Genomic DNA, 17299 nt, shown 5'->3' with positions numbered 1-17299 from the left:
AATTTTACATCAAACATAACAATCATGGCTAGACAAAGTATTTCATTTACAGAACCAAATGACGAGTGGCTGAAATCTCAAATTGAGAGTAAAGAATATTCAAGTAAAAGTGAATTGGTTAATGACCTAATAAGACAAGCTAGAAATCAGCAAATTCAAATTAATTATATTAAAAGTAAATTAGAAAAAGCTGAAAAAAGCGGGTTTACAAATGACAGTAAAGAACAGATTTTAGCAAAATCAAAGTCTTTACTTAATGAGTAAATATAAGTTAAGTAACATCGCAAAAGAAGATTTAATTCGGATTCATCAATTTGGCGTAAAAAGATTTGGAGTCACTCAAGCAGATAAATATTTCGAAACATTTTTTGAATATTTTGATCTCATTGCTGAGCAACCATTTACTTTCGAAGCAGTTGATTTTATAAAACCTGGATATAGGAGATGTGTATGCGGATCTGATAGTATTTACTACCGTATAGAAAATAATATTGTTGAGATAATGACAATTATTGGAAAACAAGATTTAAAAAGTATCTAAACTAAATCCAGTGAAAAAATACAGTTGCCAACAGCGGTTCATCTCAAATTCTGGGTAATTGTAGAAAAAGTGTAATTTTAGAAACCAAGAACCAAAACGGTAATCCGACAAGTCCGCGTCCCTACTCCCGCAACTTGCGATAACCGCAAACCGTTGTAAACAAGGCCATAAAATAATTTTATATTTCTCATCGATTACTATTCACATTAATTTAAATGTAATTTTAACTAATTTTTTAGTTCAACTAATATTTTAGTTTTATATTTATCTGCACACTTAATATTCTAATCTAAAATCCTTGTATGAGATTTTCAAGAAATACCATTTTCATTCTTCTCCTATTTTTTTGTTCCAAAGCATTTTCCCAAAACTCTTCGGGAATAATTACTTACAAAGGAGTCGTTAACAAAAAGTTTATAGATAGTTTTTAGTAGATCTAAAGAAGAAAGATATGCCAATGGCAAGCAAGCAAACATTGGTAAAGGCTTTGACAAATTCACAACCTGAAGAGTTTATCCTAAAAATTAAAAATAACGAATCCTATTATCAGCATATACCATCCTTAAAACAGGAAGGCTTTTATATGGGGAGTAGAGCTGGTACAACCCCATATTATTCCAACAACGCGACGGATACTATTATTAAAATGAGTCGCTCCTTGGGTTATATATCTCAGCCACAATTAGATTGGCAACTAACAAACAAAACTAAAATGATAGGAGATTATAAATGCTATAGAGCGAGCATAAAAGAGAAATTGTATAGCAGGCAAGGATATTATTATTATAAGGATGTGATTGCCTGGTTTACTCCAGAAATCCCTTTAAATTTTGGACCCAAGAATTACAAAGGTTTACCTGGATTAATTCTACAAATCGAGGATAATGAATATACTTTAACTGCAACAAAAATAAACCTAAATCCATCTGAAGAATTTAAAATTGAAAGACCGAAAAAAAACGCTAAAGTGATAACGAAACAGGAGTCATTTGATCGCATTAAGGAAATGGAAGATGATAGGCAAAAGTCTTTCTCTGCTAAAAATCGATAATCTTCCTATTCTAATTCCCGCTTATGATTTACAGGATATTTATATTCCTTCTACTATTTTTATTTATTCCATTTGAAGCCTTTTCTCAAAGGTCCTTAACAGGTAAGGTTACTGACAGTTTGAATAACCCTCTCGCAGGTGCCAACCTTATAGCAGAGCCAAGAGATTCCTTAAAACAACTAAAATTTGCTATTACCGGAGATGACGGAAAATTCAGCTTGCAGCTAGAAAATATATACTACACCGTTACAGCAAGTTTTATGGGATTTGAGCCCAATAGTTTCGAAATAAAACCGTCCGCAAATATGAGCAAAGATATCGTACTGAATCCCAAAGCAGAGGGACTTGAAGAAGTACTTATCGAGATGCCGGTTGTTGTCAAAGAAGATACAATAGTTTATAATGTCGACAAGTTGGTGACAGGTGAAGAACGTAAACTTAAAGATATTCTTAAAAAATTGCCGGGAGTAGAAGTAGATAGAGATGGTACTATCAGGGTGCGAGGTAAAGAGGTCACAGTCATGCTAGTAGAAAATAAAAAGTTTTTTGGAGGCGGGTCTAAACTAGCTGCTGAAAATATCCCAGCAGATGCAATAGATCAGATTGAAGTGCTTGATAATTACAATGAAGTCGCTTTTTTGAAGAATGTTTCTGACAGCAAAGAAATGGCTATGAACGTCAAACTTAAAGAAGATAAGAAGAATTTCGCCTTTGGAGATGTTGAGGCTGGCAAAGGTAATAAAGACTTTTACAGGGCACATGGGAATCTTTTTTATTACAGCCCTAAGACTAACCTAAATGTTATTGGTAATCTAAACAACATACGTGAACAGGTACTAACTTATGAGCAATATTTTAACTTTAAAGGAGGGTTGAATTCCGTTTTTAATCAGGGGAGCACAGATTTAAACTCTTCAAATATTGATTTTACGCAGTTTCTGGAGAGCCAAGATGTTGTAGAGAGCAGGAGGCAATTTGGGGCTTTAAATATTTCACAGGAGGTCAATAATAAATTGGATATTTCTGCTTACGGCTTATTTTCTAAAACAAACGAAAAAACGTTTGTGGAGGCTATAAATCGATATAATTCATTTAGTGAAATTAGTGAGAATTCATCCGCAATAGATAATGTAATAGGAATCGGTAATATCCAAGCGGTATATTTACCAAACCTGACTGATCAATGGTATTTTAAAAGCCTGTTTAAGAGAACGGACAACAAGTATAAGAAACGAATAAATTCAGTTGTAGATTCATTAAACAATACATTTTTAACCAATGAAGATGTCAGAGGATCTTTTTTTAACCAAAGCATAGAATGGCACAGAAAATCCTCAAAGGAGCATACTTTTTCTGCTGCTGTTAATTATACTTTTGAAAAACGGTTGCCAGAGATCTTATGGGAAACTTCAGATCCCATTTTGCAGGGACTGGTTCCAATTGTAGAGCAACCTGTATATTTAATAAATCAAAAAAAAAGGGTTAAAAATAATCAGTTTAATGCATTTTTTAAGCATTATTGGGTACTTAACAAGAATCATCACATTTACACGACACTAGGTAATACCTACCTAAACAATAAATTTCAAACTCATGAATATCAAAATCTAGATGATGGAAGTTTTAATGATTTCTCAAATGATAATTTTGGAAATGATTTGGATTTTACTCTGAACGATTTATTCTTAGGATTACACTATAAGTTTCAGTTGGGGATCTTTTCATTTGATCAGGGGTCATATTTACATCAATATAGTTGGAAAGTTAGCCAGGCGGATCTTGTCACAAAAAATAAAATACTGATTTTACCAAGTCTGCGGGCTGAAGCTAAACTCAGCCAGACCAAGGACTTTGAATTTGAATATCAGCTTAAATCCTCATTTTCTGATGCTCCACAATTTGCCAGTAGATATTATCTACGTACCTACAATAGTGTTGCTCAAGGAAATGAAAATATTGAAAACGGATTAAGCCATAATTTTAAATTCCGATTTAATAAATTCAGTACTTACAGGGGCTTTCAATATTATGCAGTCGCAAATTATACCCAGCAGGTTCAGGGAGTTGTGAATTCGGTAAACTATGAAGGTATAAACCAGAGTATAATACCTATTCTGCTGCAAGACCCTGAAACTCGATGGAGTATTTATGGTAGATTAAGTAAAAAAATTAGCGAAATCGACTTTCGAGGAGGAACACGTTATAATGCTTCGAGATATAAACAAATAGTAAACAGTAATTTAGTCGAAAATACAAACACTAATTTTTCTTACAATATTTCGGGTAAAGCATTATTTGATAATTTCCCAATCATTGAGCTGGGTTTTCGCCAAATTTTCGGCAGTTATAAATTAAGTGGAAGAAAATCGAAGTTTATTACCAATGAACCTTTCTTAAATGTTGATTATGATTTTTGGAAAGGCTTTATTTTCTCATTTGATTATACAGCATATAGGTATAAAAACAAAGATTTAAATCTGAGTAACAATTACGAAATTGCCAATACTTCTCTATATTATAACAAAGGTAACAGCGCGTGGAGTTTTGAAGTGGAAGCACAAAATCTATTTGATGTTGAATTTAAAAGTCGCAATAGTTTCTCTTCTTACATCATTTCAGATAATCGAACCTATATCTTACCTAGGATAATTATGTTTACCATTGGATATAAATTATAGTCTAACAGTCAAAATAAAAACTAAATTACGTAAATGGCCCAGTTTACAACAAAGAACTAAGGTAAAATCCAAGTCCTTTTAAGCTAATTTGGACATATAATTTTCCTGGTAAAAACTACCTGATTTGGCGATGGCAAATGCCTGCTTCAGGAGCTTATTACAAACGGCTATTAGTGCCAGTTTCTTACTCTTACCTTTCTCTACAATCCGCTCATAAATTTCCCTGCAGGCCTTGTTGGTTTTGCAAGCAGTGAAGCTGCACATAAATAGTAGATTCCGAAGCTTTCGATTCCCGACCTTGCTTATTCGACTGCGTCCTCTTACACTGGTTCCGGATTGCCTGATCGTTGGAGTGATCCCGGTAAAACAACAAAGCTGCCTGGCATTCTCAAAACTGGTAAATCCATCTGTAAGAACTATTAAGAGCATCGCCGTCTTCTTTCCCATCCCTGGAATACTAGTTAATTGCTCCAGTTGCTTTTCCTGGGTTTTTCTAACTAAGGATTCTAGCTTGGTCTCAATCTGGGCTAATTCCTTCTCTAATTGCTTTAGCGAACGATTCAGAGATCGAGTGACAATCTTTGAAGGCGTACCGAGAGCTTTCTCCCCATGGATCTTATTCTTAACAGCAGTGCGTTGTTTCAAATAAAGATCCTGAAGACTTAGTAGCTGCAAACACTCTGCCTGCACGGCATTCCTGGCTGTATACAATGGAACTTTAGTAGCCTGTGCATATTCACAGATGGCTTTGGCATCACTCTTATCGGTCTTGATCTTGGAGAGTCTCATCTGAATAAAACGCTTGACCGAAAGTGGATTCACAACCGATACCGTTATACCTTTCTCATATAAATACTGGGCTAATCTATAATGATAATAACCAGTGGCTTCCATTACTACCAGGCTGTCATTCTTGAGGAACTTCAGCAAGCCTTTAAAGCCTTTTACGTCATTGGAGAATTGATCGTGCTTTCCATCTTGATCTACTACATCAAAGAATGATTTACTAATGTCTACTCCGTAAAAATGTTTAATTTTATCCATAAGAGAATGATTGGAAAGAACAGCTACTTTGGTTTTCATCGACTTAAAAACGAGATCCAGGTCTCACAGAACTAAACGAAATTAAAGTAGAAAAGAGAGGGGATTATCATTGTTGACGGAATCTCTAGTTCCCACGGTTCATGTAATCTTATTCCTCTCTTTTGTTCTTTCTGTTTAACTATCAAAATTTAGAGAAATTAAACTTAAGACGGTTCATCGCCAATAAGCGGTAGCGTTAGAAAGAAAATAATTAACTTGACCAACAAACCAATACTAAGCCGACAAATCCGCGTCCCTTACTCCGCCAACTGGCGATAACCGTATTCCAAGATCAAATCCAAGCTATTTTTAAACAATTTTATGCGGCATATTTACACAAATCAACATAGGGTGTGCCTCGTTTGATCACCGCAAATACTCTAGATAACAACTTGTTTCGAACATTATTCAAGGCAATCATTTTCGGCTTTCCTTCTGCCACTTTTCGCTGGTAATATGCTCGTAATTCTCCATCATGCTGGATCGCTGATACACTGGCCATACTCAGCAGACTTTTCATTTTTCGGTCACTCAGGGGATGTCCTTTAGCTCGTTTAAATACACTGGTTCCTGAACTGTGCTCGAAGGGTGCTGTTCCGCAGTAACTCGAGAACTGCCGCCAGCTACTAAAACGTTCAAAATTACAGGTGTGATACAGTAGTTGGCAGGCCAGAATCCGTCCTACGCCTTTCAGGCTGGTCAGAAGTTTGTAGTTCTTCCCCAGATCTTCTTCTCGTTTCAATAACTGATCAATCTGCTTTTCCAGTTTCAGAATTTGCTTGCTTAAATAAGCGATCGTGTGCTTTAAGCTTTTGCAGCTTACATCTGTTGACGGACTCGATAAAAGGCCGCTCAGCTCTTCTAAAGTACCCATAAGTCCTGAACGATTTCGAACTAACTGATCCCTTAAACTTAAAAGTCTACCCAGCTCTAATAAGGCTTCATCCCGAATGCTACTGCACTCTAACTCTTCCCGGTGCAACCAGGCATATCTGGCAATCAGTTCTGCATCTACACGATCAGTTTTCATTCTCACTAATCCAGAAGATCTTTTAACCACGATTGGATTCTCTTGCACATACACTAAACCGTTAGTCTGCATGAAGATCGCCAGCTTTAAAGAATAATTCCCGGTATGCTCAAAACAGTATAAAACTGATTTTTCATTATCGCAGAATTTACCAACCCATTTGATAAGGGAAATATAGCCTGATTTTGTATTATCGAATACCCGATGTTTACTATGATTATGAATAAAAACATCTAAAGTCTTTTTGGATACATCGATCCCTACGGCTAACTCGCAATTTTTCATATCTTTAAAATCAGTTAAATGAAGTTGCGGAAACTATCTCCTTTAACGGGTCCTAATAGACCTGGTATTCCAATTAGTTCTTCGCAACATTAGTAGAAGCTAAGGGGACTCTTACGATTAATAGGACTGAAACTAGAGACCGTTATAGTTCTCCCCTTAGTTCTCTCTTAAGATAGAAAACAAAGTAAAGGAGACCGTTGTGGCCAATTATAATCGTGATTTTCCTTTTAATTGAGATAAATTGATTTTACCTTTGATAATATCAAATGATACTATCAAAATGAAACCTCCATACGAGATTACCGCAAAAATCTTAAGAATTATAACTTCAATTTCTGAGAAATTAGGAGCTATTAATGCAACTTATCTGAATAAACCTTCTCCTAAATTAAGAAAAGAGAACAAGATTAAAACAATTCATTCTTCGTTAAAGATTGAAGGAAATACATTGACTGAAGAACAGATAACTGCACTTTTAGAAAACAAAAGAATTATCGGTCCGAAGAAAGATGTAAAAGAGGTTTTAAATGCAATTGAGATTTATGAACACCTAGAAAATTATGATCCATTTAATGAAAAATCATTTTTGAAATGTCATAAAGATCTAATGCAAAACCTAATAGATGATGCAGGAAAATACCGAAAACAAGGTGTTGGAATAATGAAAGGTTCTGCAGTAGAACATTATGCTCCACCCTATCAAAATGTACCTTTCTTAATGAAAGATTTATTCGAGTATTTACAGATATCAGAAGAAATTGAATTGGTAAAAAGCTGTGTATTTCATTATGAAATGGAATTCATTCACCCATTTTTAGATGGAAATGGAAGAATGGGCAGATTGTGGCAAACATTAATTTTAATGCAAAAATATCCTGTATTTGAATATCTGCCTTTCGAGACATTAATTAGCAATGACCAGGAAAAATATTATTCTGCATTATCAGATAGTGATAAAGCTGGAAACTCGACAGCATTTATAGAATATATGCTAGGAGTGATTGATAAATCACTAGAAGAATTGCTCAATTTCACTAATAGAACTCTGACTGAAAAAGACCGATTGGAATATTTCTTATCTCTAAATAAGAGAGAATTTACCAGAAAAGATTATATGGAAGTTTTCAAAGATATCTCCGGAGCAACGGCAAGTAGAGATCTAAAGAAAGGTGTGGAACAAAATTTATTCAAAAAGATTGGTGATAAAAACAAAACTCGATATAAGATATAACTGGCCACAACAGCGATTAACGAAGCCAATATGCGGCATTCCAGGAAAAATAATAACTTAGAACTCCAAACTACAAAACAACAAGCCGACTACTCCGCGTGCTAATTTCCGCACACTGGCGTTAATCGCAGCCGTTGGCACTAATTTTTTGAACGTATGAAGAAAATCTATAAATTATTAATTATTCTTTTCGTCATACTTGTACAGAGTTGCACAAAGAAAGAAGATGACTTGATTAGTCAAAATTGCGAAATAGATTGTACGGAAATTATAGGGAAATTAATGACAGATAATGGAACAACTCCAATTTCTAATCATAAAATTACTGTTGTTTGGGACAATTCAAGTTTAGGATCAGGAACTATAAGAACAAAAGCCATGACGAGAACCAACTCTAATGGCGAATTTTATTTTAATTTTTACATTCGAGATGACGAATTAAAAGATGGTGTTTATAGAATGTATTACGATGAACTTAATGGCGATAATTTTATCAGGGCTGACCTAAATGGAATAGATGTTTTCCAGATAAAACGTGATACCACATTAGTTCGTAACCATAACATTCCGAAAAAAGCATTCTTAAATTTGACAATATTAAATTTAGAAGATATTCAAACAAATAACAGTTTTTTTATAAACTTTGAATTTGTAAAACCGCCAGGCTATTCTCAATCTATTAGCGGGATTAATAGAGGATGGTCTAATGAATTTGAGAGTAATCAATTAATTGAGATCGCAGGGAATCAACCTGTGATAATTGAAGTTATTAGAGAGATTGACAATGTTCAAACTACAAAATATGACACTTTATTTGTCAATTCGGGAACCACATCAAATTTTACCGTAGATGTTAATAACTAAAAAACTAGTACCAACAGCGGTTCATCTCAAATTACGGGTGTTCGAGGAAAAAGTGTAATTTTAGAAACCAACAAACAAACCGGTAAGCCGACAAGCCCGCGTCCCTATTCCCGCAACTTGCGATAACCGCAAACCGTTGTACACAATAATATTATGAGAATTCTGCTACTATTTTTTTTAATAATTCTTTCTAATAATTCATTTGCATGTGAATGCTCGGAATTAAATAAAAATAATGTAAATGAGTTTAAAGCTAATGTTGATTATATAATAATCGGAACAGTAATAAATCAGTTGAATCCTGAAAAAACTGAATATCTAGATTATAATTGGGAAAAAGAAAAAGAAGCTTATGATATTATTGTAAAAGTAAAAAAGGTTTTTAAAGGTAGTATTCAGTCAGATACACTTTACATTACCCAGTACCCAAATAGTAATTGCTCAAGAACATTTAGTGCAGGAAAAGATTACATCTTCACCGGAAAAGAAATTAAAAAATTCATTAATACTAATATCAATTCTAAGAGAAATTACGGCAAACTACATGATCCTATTTCAGATTCCGACAGTATTCCGATCGTAGAAATGGAAAATATACCACCGCCAGAATATAAATTTGAAAGAGGAATTTTATATGTTGATTTTGAAAATACTGATCAATGGAATTTGCTTTTAAAAAAACATCCAATGATTTTGACAAATCAATGCTATTCTTATAATATTGATGATGAACTTGGCCAAGTGTTAATTAGGTAAATATTACTGTGTACAACAACGGTTATCACAAATAGCGGGCAACCTTTCAAAGAAAATAATTAACTTGATCAACAAATCAGGTCCAAAGCCGACAAGTCCGCGTCCCTTACTCCGCCAACTGGCGATAACCGAGAACGTTAGCCATAATTATTAAAAAATTCATCTGAAATTGAAAAGAATTTTAATTACTTCACTGTTAGCTTTAATTTTTGCAGCTTGTCACGAGGAAAAATCTCAAATTGATATTTGGATTCACGAATTGGGTATTAATCCGACCGAAATTAAAAATATTGATACTCTAAAATACGATAAAGGGAATATTAAAAGTCTAACATTTCACAAATCAGCAAATGACTATTATAAATTTGTACTCTACGAAAGTGGTTTTAAAAAACAATTCTATCGAATTAAAAATGGCCAATTTCACGGTAAAGCTATAGATTGGTTTGAAAATGGAAATAAGAAATGGACAAGGGAATATGAAGAAGGGAATTTAATCGGGCACAATATTTCTTTTCAAGAAAATGGTTTTAGGGAGCAGGATTATAATACAGAGGATAATTCCGTCACATACTTTTTTCAAAATGGAAATCCAAGAGCGGTTTATACAGATTTTTCAACCACCTTCTACTACGACAACAGAAGTAAATTTGAGGTTTATACACACGAATTAAACTCAAAAAATGAAAATACAGGAAGAGGTAAAGTGGAATTTTATAGTGAAAATCAGGATTTAGTTTTTGAAGGGACTTATGATAACAATATTTTCTCCAAAAATGGTACTAAATTTAATGGAGAGATTACTAGTTATTTTAATAATGGCGAACCCTCTTTAAATTTTTATTTAAAAGATGGAATTATTCAAGGTAGATACTTCACATACCACGGAAATGGAAATTTAAAATACGAAGGAGAAACGATTGATGCTAAACAAATTTATTATAAAAGTTATTATCCGAATGGCAAACCTGAATATGAATTTGATAAATTAAATAATATCGAGAGAATTTGGGATGAAAATGGTAAACGGATAGAATAACTATGGCTAACATCGGTTCACCGCAAATAACGGGTATTCCAGAAAAAGTGTAATTTTAGAAATCAAGAAAAAAACAGGTAAGCCGACAAGTCCGCGTCCCTACTCCCGCAACTTGCGGTAACCGTAACCGTTACCCGCAAGCAAAGAAAAATCGTAACAATGAACAAAATCTGTGGAATATTAATTTTAGCCATTTTGATAATTGGTTGTAAAGAAGACAAAAAGCAAAAGCAATTAACTTCTAATCAAACCAAATTCAATCAGGAGTTAGCAAAGGAACTTAGAAGAATTGCTGAAATTGATCAAATTGCTGCCTACATTCCACAAGGTGAATACAAAAAATTAAGCCAGGAAGAATGGAATGAATTTAAAGACAGCGTTTTTACTACTAATCAAAAAAGAATTGAAGAAATTTTTAACGAATACGGCTTTGTTGGATATGATTTAGTTGGTGAAAAAGGTTCACAAGATTTTTGGCTAGTAGTTCAACACTCAGATCATAATCCAGAATTTCAAAAGAAAGTTTTAGAAAAAATGAAACAAGAGGTTGAACAAGGAAATGCAGATTCCAAAAGTTATGCTTTATTAGTAGATCGCGTTAAACTTAATACAGGTAAAAGGCAGATCTATGGAACTCAAGTTGATTATAATTTCAAATTAGCACAAGCCTATCCAAAAAAATTGGCAGATAGTCTAAATGTAAACCAAAGAAGAAAATCGGTCGGGCTTGAACCTATTGAGGTCTATCTTAATAGAATGTCAGAAATGCATTTTGAAATGAATAAAGAGGGGTATATTAAAAATGGAATAAACGAACCTAAATTATATGAGGTAGACTAATTTGCCAGCGGGTAACAGCGGTTCATCTCAAATTCCGGGTAATTGTGGAAAAATTGTAATTTTAGAAACCAAGAAACAAACCGGTAAGCCGACAAGTCCGCGTCCCTACTCCCGCAACTTGCGATAACCGCAAACCGTTGGCAACAAGCTATAGAAAAATCTGCCTTAATGAATTTTAATAAAAAAGATTATTTAGACATATTCGAAAACGCCATAAGTTGGATTGTAGTTTTAGCAATGTTCATTTACGGTTTTGGCAAACTCTTCCAATTTGAGGGAGCTGCTGAAATTGATAAAACGGTCTCCGAATTAAATGGCATGCAATTAATGTGGGCGTTTTACGGTTATTCAAAATCATTTGCAATTACACTTGGTATTTTCGAAGTCATTGGCGGCTTATTAATTTTAATAAAAAGAACTAGAATTATTGGTTGTTTATTTACGTCAACAATCTTGATAAATGTTATTCTTCAAGACATATTTTTTGAAATTCATTTAGGGGCTTTAAAAGCTGCCATTTTATACCAAGTCCTAATTTTAATTATCCTATGGATAAATAAAGAAAAAGTTATTAGGAGTATTAAAACCTTATTAGAAGCAAGAAAAATTCAACAGACAAAAACGAAATTTGCTATAAAACTTGTAGTCGCTTTTGTAATATTTGTGGGTTTGAGAATATTAGAATATTACGGAACAATTAAATGGTAAGAAAAAAATCAAATTTATCCATTGAACTTATCAGTCGATATTGCGTGTTCGCAATTTTAAATATGTACGCAGTAAGAAAGCTTTTCGGAGGTCAGTTTTATATGAAAGGAGAACTTCCTTTAGATGTTGCAAATATGACCTTAGGTGAAGTAGATAGTTTTTCCTTAGGGTGGACATTTATGGGCTATTCTATCTATTATGTTGCCATTATTGGAATTATTCAATTAATTGGAGCCTGGTTACTCCTTTGGAATAGAACAAAGCTTATTGGTGCATTTATATTAGTTCCTATTATGGTAAATATTATAATTTTTGATCTAATATTTATTAAAATATATACTGCTGCAGTTTTATCAATTATAATTTTCGGTTTATTAATTTTAATATTTCAGTTTAATAATCAAAAACTATTTGCTGCAATAAAAATATTAACATCCAACAATTTACAGACATCTTCTAAAAATGTTCTAATCAATATTGGGGCAAGTCTAATTGCTTTGGCGATGATATTCTTATTTTGCTATTCGATAGAACTTTTAACGTGGCAAACATAATTTCAAAAAGTCGTAAAATCGCCAGTTGCCAACAAAGAACTAAGGTAAAATCCAAGTCCTTTTAAGCTAATTTGGACATATAATTTTCCTGGTAAAAACTACCTGATTTGGCGATGGCAAATGCCTGCTTCAGGAGCTTATTACAAACGGCTATTAGTGCCAGTTTCTTACTCTTACCTTTCTCTACAATCCGCTCATAAATTTCCCTGCAGGCCTTGTTGGTTTTGCAAGCAGTGAAGCTGCACATAAATAGTAGATTCCGAAGCTTTCGATTCCCGACCTTGCTTATTCGACTGCGTCCTCTTACACTGGTTCCGGATTGCCTGATCGTTGGAGTGATCCCGGTAAAACAACAAAGCTGCCTGGCATTCTCAAAACTGGTAAATCCATCTGTAAGAACTATTAAGAGCATCGCCGTCTTCTTTCCCATCCCTGGAATACTAGTTAATTGCTCCAGTTGCTTTTCCTGGGTTTTTCTAACTAAGGATTCTAGCTTGGTCTCAATCTGGGCTAATTCCTTCTCTAATTGCTTTAGCGAACGATTCAGAGATCGAGTGACAATCTTTGAAGGCGTACCGAGAGCTTTCTCCCCATGGATCTTATTCTTAACAGCAGTGCGTTGTTTCAAATAAAGATCCTGAAGACTTAGTAGCTGCAAACACTCTGCCTGCACGGCATTCCTGGCTGTATACAATGGAACTTTAGTAGCCTGTGCATATTCACAGATGGCTTTGGCATCACTCTTATCGGTCTTGATCTTGGAGAGTCTCATCTGAATAAAACGCTTGACCGAAAGTGGATTCACAACCGATACCGTTATACCTTTCTCATATAAATACTGGGCTAATCTATAATGATAATAACCAGTGGCTTCCATTACTACCAGGCTGTCATTCTTGAGGAACTTCAGCAAGCCTTTAAAGCCTTTTACGTCATTGGAGAATTGATCGTGCTTTCCATCTTGATCTACTACATCAAAGAATGATTTACTAATGTCTACTCCGTAAAAATGTTTAATTTTATCCATAAGAGAATGATTGGAAAGAACAGCTACTTTGGTTTTCATCGACTTAAAAACGAGATCCAGGTCTCACAGAACTAAACGAAATTAAAGTAGAAAAGAGAGGGGATTATCATTGTTGACGGAATCTCTAGTTCCCACGGTTCATGTAATCTTATTCCTCTCTTTTGTTCTTTCTGTTTAACTATCAAAATTTAGAGAAATTAAACTTAAGACGGTTCATCGCCAATAAGCGGCACCGTAAGAAAGAAAATATTTAACTTGACCAAGAACAAAATACCAAGCCGACAAATCCGTGTCCCGCACTCCGCCAACTGGCGATAGCCGAGACCGTTAGGTGTAATTTTTCAACTTGCGGAAGTTACCAATTTTGGGTATATTTGATAAAAGATGAAAAATGAATAAAAACACGTCCATATCATTAGGTGATTACTTTGACCAATTTGTAAGAAGTAGAATAAATGAAGGTAGATACAAAAATGTTAGCGAAGTAATTCGTGCAGGATTGAGATTATTAGAAGAGGAAGAAAGTAAAGTTGCTGTATTAAAAAATGCAATTCAGGAAGGAATTGATAGTGGAATTGATTATGATTTTGATCCAAAAAAACATCTTGATTCTTTAAAATCAAATAAACGACTGAATGGCTAAATATTATTTGACCAAAAAAGCAGTCGTTGATTTGACTAATATTTGGGATTATACAAAAAAAATGGTCAGAAAAACAAGCTGACAATTACTACCAAAATCTGATTGAAAGTTTTGAGGAAATAACTCAAAAACCATTCTTGGGAAAGAATTATGAAGGAATTACATCTGGATTACTCGGATTAAAAGTAAAAAAACATATTATTTTTTATCGTGAGATTTCTAAAGATCAGATCGAAATCACAAGAATATTACACGGAAGTATGGATTTAAAAAGAAGGATTCGAGAATAAAAAACTACACCTAACAGCGGTTCATCTCAAATTCCGGGTATTGTAGAAAAAGTGTAATTTTAGAAACCAGGAAAGAGAACAATAAACCGACAACTCCGCGTCCAGACTCCCGCAACTTGCGATAGCCGAGACCGTTGCCACGCATTTTGAAGAAAGTTTATTACATATCATTAATTATCGGACTTTTAGTTCAAACAGTTTCTGCACAGGTAAAGATTAATTCAGAAACTAAAGAAAAATCTGATTTAAAAAAAATCTATAAAATTGAAATAGATAACTATCAAAAAGTTCAACTATTCAGGACTGATTATGATCAATATTATGGATTTCTAATTAATAAAGTTTGGAAACAAAAAAGACATAAAAGAACAAATGATTCTATAATCCAGAAAATTAAAATTCCGAACAAAGAAGTAAAGGAATTAATGATCAATTTGGAGAAAAACGGATTTGAATCTTTAATTGACTGCTATAAAATTAAAGATTGTATTTCCGGATTGGATGGAACAACTATAACATTTTCCTTTCAAGAATCTGATAAAAGAAATGTAGCATCAAATTGGGAATTAAATTCTGACTATTATTACAAACAGAATAAAGTGGAAGTACCAGGTGAAGTTCTAAAGGCACGAAAAATCTACAAAATCATTAATGATAAATATGATCTAGAAAATGTTTTTTCAACTTTTTTGAATAGACTTCCTAAAGGAGAATATTCTTATGGTATGCTGATTATGACAAAAAAATAACAAAACGCGAGGCAACATCGGTTCATCTCAAATTATTGATGTTTTAGAAAAAATTGTAATTTTAGTAATCAGGAAACAAAAACGGTAATTCTACAAATCCGAGTCCCTACTCCAGCAACTTGCGGTGATCTTAATCGAGATAAGCAATTTTACTATAATTATGAAAAATAGAAATTCAATAATATTACTGTATTTTTTGTTGCTCACGACTAAAACAATTTTAGCTCAAGATAAAATTGACCAATTTTTAAAGAATCAGCCAATTATTGATGTTCATATACATATCACAAAAGGTTATGCCGACAACGAAGATTACAATAAAATAAATGCAGATATAGACATTGCCAAAATTGAATGGATGGGTCAGCGTTTTGACGAAAACAATATTGTTTTGGCTTTGGGTGGCGGACCGATGAAATATGCAAAATTATGGCAGGAGTTAGATAAAAGACACTGGAGCGGTCCAAGATTTCCATGTAATCCGCTTAGAGAACAGGACGAACCTTGTGAAAACGAACTCCCAAACCTAAAAGAGCTGGACAGTCTTTTTAAAAATGGAACATTTAAATATCTCGGTGAAACTTCATTTCATAGTATGGGAATTCATCCTGCAGATGAAAGATTCAATCCTTATTGGGAGTTAGCTGAAAAATATCAAATTCCGATTGGATTTCACGCTGATGCTGGCCCTTTCCGAAGAAACATGGAAGAAACACCAAATTGGAACGAAGAATATGGAAATCCTTTATTATTACTTCCTGTCTTAGAGAAATACCCAAAACTGAAAATTTATTTAATGCATTATCCCGGCAGATATTTTAACGAATGCATTGAAGTAATGAAAAAATATGAGCAAATATACTGTGAGATAACTGCCGTTAGTATGTTTGCTCCAAAAGAAAAATGGGAACCTAAAGTAAAAAAATTATATGAAGAAGGATTAGGAGATAGATTAATGTTTGGTTCGGATTACGTTGGAACCATCAGGAAAAATATTGAAATAATTTATAATTTAGATTGGCTATCTGAAGAACAAAAAAGAGACGTTTATTACAATAACGCAGCGAAATTCTTAAATCTTACTGAATTGGAAATTACAAGGCATCATAAAATGGTCGAATAAAAACTGCGTACAACAAGATTACCACAAATGGCGGATTTAATAGAAAAAAACTAATTAGTTTCCCTAACAACCCAAACTATAAGCCGACAAATCCAAATCCATTATTCCGCGCCACTTGTCGTTGAACGTAACCATTAGGCTCAATTATTTAAAGAATGATGAAAATAGTATCAAGTTCTGGAAAGGGAAATTTTAAATTAACTAAAAACGACAAAGAAATCTGTGAGTTAGTTTATAGTAATTGGTTTTCAGATGAAGCTAAAACGGTTCTAAACGGAAATAATATCGAAATCAAACCTAAAAATATTTGGACAAGTAAGGTTGACATTTACAAGAATGACAATAATATCGGAGATATAACTTTTAACCTAAAAAGTCAAATGATTATTCGATTAGAAAATCCAAATGGAAAGGAATTTAATTTTGTATTGAAAAATAGGTCCAAGTATAGAGTGAAATTTGAAGTTTATAACGAATCCAAAACCCTTCAGTTTTCGCTTAATTCTGTTAATAATTGGAGTAAGCTGAATTACGATTATAATATTGAGCTGGCAGACATTAATTCAGAATTTGAATTAAATGAGCTCTTAGTTTATTGTGGTTATGCGACTAATCTATATCTAGCCATAATTAGTGCCGTATAATAGTGATAAAATTGCAACACTTAAAAGCGTATATTACAAATATAGGGTACTCTGGAAAAAAGGTTTAATTTAAATAAGCCGGCAGATCCCCGTCCCTTACTCCACCAACTGGTCTTAATCGCAACCCTTAGCTGCAATAGCTCAAAAAAAGTAAAATAACAAT

19 protein-coding genes are annotated in these 17299 nt (G+C 33.6%); 16 read left to right on the top strand and 3 right to left on the bottom strand.

Annotation, left to right across the window (positions count from 1 at the left end; all coding sequences use genetic code 11):
* The first annotated feature begins 24 nt into the window (after positions 1-24).
* From GRFL_RS13945 to GRFL_RS13930, 4 genes are all read left to right on the top strand, one after another.
* On the top strand, positions 25-264 hold the full coding sequence (locus tag GRFL_RS13945; RefSeq protein ID WP_083645208.1) for a ribbon-helix-helix domain-containing protein: 240 nt from the start codon (positions 25-27) through the stop codon (positions 262-264).
* Positions 257-541, top strand: coding sequence for a type II toxin-antitoxin system RelE/ParE family toxin (locus GRFL_RS13940; protein WP_083645207.1), 285 nt, complete (start codon positions 257-259; stop codon positions 539-541). Before GRFL_RS13945 ends, GRFL_RS13940 begins: the two co-directional genes overlap by 8 nt.
* A gap of 457 nt (positions 542-998) precedes the next feature.
* Positions 999-1592 (top strand): GLPGLI family protein, encoded by a 594-nt coding sequence (locus GRFL_RS13935; protein WP_158091650.1) that lies wholly within the window; start codon positions 999-1001, stop codon positions 1590-1592.
* A gap of 23 nt (positions 1593-1615) precedes the next feature.
* The gene (locus GRFL_RS13930; RefSeq protein ID WP_083645205.1) at positions 1616-4270 is read left to right on the top strand and encodes a carboxypeptidase-like regulatory domain-containing protein; all 2655 of its coding nucleotides are present in this window, start codon (positions 1616-1618) and stop codon (positions 4268-4270) included.
* 78 nt (positions 4271-4348) lie between these two features.
* Here GRFL_RS13930 and GRFL_RS13925 read toward each other — a convergent pair whose 3' ends face one another.
* Both GRFL_RS13925 and GRFL_RS13920 read right to left on the bottom strand, forming a co-directional pair.
* Positions 4349-5314, bottom strand: coding sequence for an IS110 family RNA-guided transposase (locus GRFL_RS13925; protein WP_083646147.1), 966 nt, complete (start codon positions 5312-5314; stop codon positions 4349-4351).
* A gap of 358 nt (positions 5315-5672) precedes the next feature.
* Positions 5673-6668 (bottom strand): IS110 family RNA-guided transposase, encoded by a 996-nt coding sequence (locus GRFL_RS13920; protein WP_083645204.1) that lies wholly within the window; start codon positions 6666-6668, stop codon positions 5673-5675.
* Positions 6669-6948: 280 nt separating this feature from the next.
* Between GRFL_RS13920 and GRFL_RS13915 the strand changes: the two genes are divergently transcribed.
* The 7 genes from GRFL_RS13915 to GRFL_RS13885 all read left to right on the top strand — a co-directional run bounded on the left by GRFL_RS13915 (position 6949) and on the right by GRFL_RS13885 (position 12660).
* Entirely contained in the window at positions 6949-7899 is a 951-nt protein-coding gene (locus GRFL_RS13915; protein ID WP_083645203.1) for a Fic family protein, read from the top strand.
* Between the two features lie 156 nt (positions 7900-8055).
* Positions 8056-8763 (top strand): hypothetical protein, encoded by a 708-nt coding sequence (locus GRFL_RS13910; protein ID WP_083645202.1) that lies wholly within the window; start codon positions 8056-8058, stop codon positions 8761-8763.
* Positions 8764-8916: 153 nt separating this feature from the next.
* Positions 8917-9519, top strand: a complete 603-nt coding sequence (locus GRFL_RS13905) for a hypothetical protein (protein WP_083645201.1) — start codon at positions 8917-8919, stop codon at positions 9517-9519.
* Between the two features lie 169 nt (positions 9520-9688).
* Positions 9689-10558, top strand: a complete 870-nt coding sequence (locus tag GRFL_RS13900; protein WP_083645200.1) for a toxin-antitoxin system YwqK family antitoxin — start codon at positions 9689-9691, stop codon at positions 10556-10558.
* Positions 10559-10717: 159 nt separating this feature from the next.
* A complete protein-coding gene (locus GRFL_RS13895; protein ID WP_083645199.1) occupies positions 10718-11398 on the top strand; it encodes a DUF6624 domain-containing protein in 681 nt (226 codons plus the stop codon).
* A 168-nt stretch (positions 11399-11566) separates the two neighbouring features.
* Complete coding sequence (locus GRFL_RS13890) at positions 11567-12106, top strand: hypothetical protein (protein WP_083645198.1); 540 nt, start codon at positions 11567-11569, stop codon at positions 12104-12106.
* Positions 12107-12168: 62 nt separating this feature from the next.
* Positions 12169-12660 carry a hypothetical protein gene (locus GRFL_RS13885; RefSeq protein ID WP_083645197.1) on the top strand — a complete coding sequence of 164 codons (492 nt, stop codon included), beginning with the start codon at positions 12169-12171 and terminating at the stop codon, positions 12658-12660.
* A 61-nt stretch (positions 12661-12721) separates the two neighbouring features.
* Here the strand turns inward: GRFL_RS13885 and GRFL_RS13880 are convergent, their stop codons facing one another.
* A complete protein-coding gene (locus GRFL_RS13880) occupies positions 12722-13687 on the bottom strand; it encodes an IS110 family RNA-guided transposase (RefSeq protein WP_083646147.1) in 966 nt (321 codons plus the stop codon).
* 391 nt (positions 13688-14078) lie between these two features.
* Between GRFL_RS13880 and GRFL_RS13875 the strand changes: the two genes are divergently transcribed.
* The 5 genes from GRFL_RS13875 (at position 14079) to GRFL_RS13855 (ending at position 17136) form a co-directional block, all read left to right on the top strand.
* A complete protein-coding gene (locus tag GRFL_RS13875) occupies positions 14079-14330 on the top strand; it encodes a type II toxin-antitoxin system ParD family antitoxin (protein ID WP_083645196.1) in 252 nt (83 codons plus the stop codon).
* Positions 14331-14368: 38 nt separating this feature from the next.
* Positions 14369-14620 (top strand): type II toxin-antitoxin system RelE/ParE family toxin, encoded by a 252-nt coding sequence (locus tag GRFL_RS13870; protein ID WP_341475774.1) that lies wholly within the window; start codon positions 14369-14371, stop codon positions 14618-14620.
* 146 nt (positions 14621-14766) lie between these two features.
* Positions 14767-15369 carry a hypothetical protein gene (locus GRFL_RS13865; RefSeq protein WP_083645195.1) on the top strand — a complete coding sequence of 201 codons (603 nt, stop codon included), beginning with the start codon at positions 14767-14769 and terminating at the stop codon, positions 15367-15369.
* Positions 15370-15529: 160 nt separating this feature from the next.
* Positions 15530-16492, top strand: a complete 963-nt coding sequence (locus GRFL_RS13860) for an amidohydrolase family protein (protein ID WP_083645194.1) — start codon at positions 15530-15532, stop codon at positions 16490-16492.
* Between the two features lie 155 nt (positions 16493-16647).
* Positions 16648-17136, top strand: a complete 489-nt coding sequence (locus tag GRFL_RS13855; RefSeq protein WP_236995802.1) for an aminotransferase — start codon at positions 16648-16650, stop codon at positions 17134-17136.
* The last annotated feature ends 163 nt before the right edge of the window (positions 17137-17299 follow it).

This window comes from Christiangramia flava JLT2011 (assembly GCF_001951155.1).
Classification (GTDB): domain Bacteria; phylum Bacteroidota; class Bacteroidia; order Flavobacteriales; family Flavobacteriaceae; genus Christiangramia; species Christiangramia flava.
Note: the sequence above shows the minus strand (reverse complement) of the source record. Positions and strands in the feature narration are given on the sequence as shown.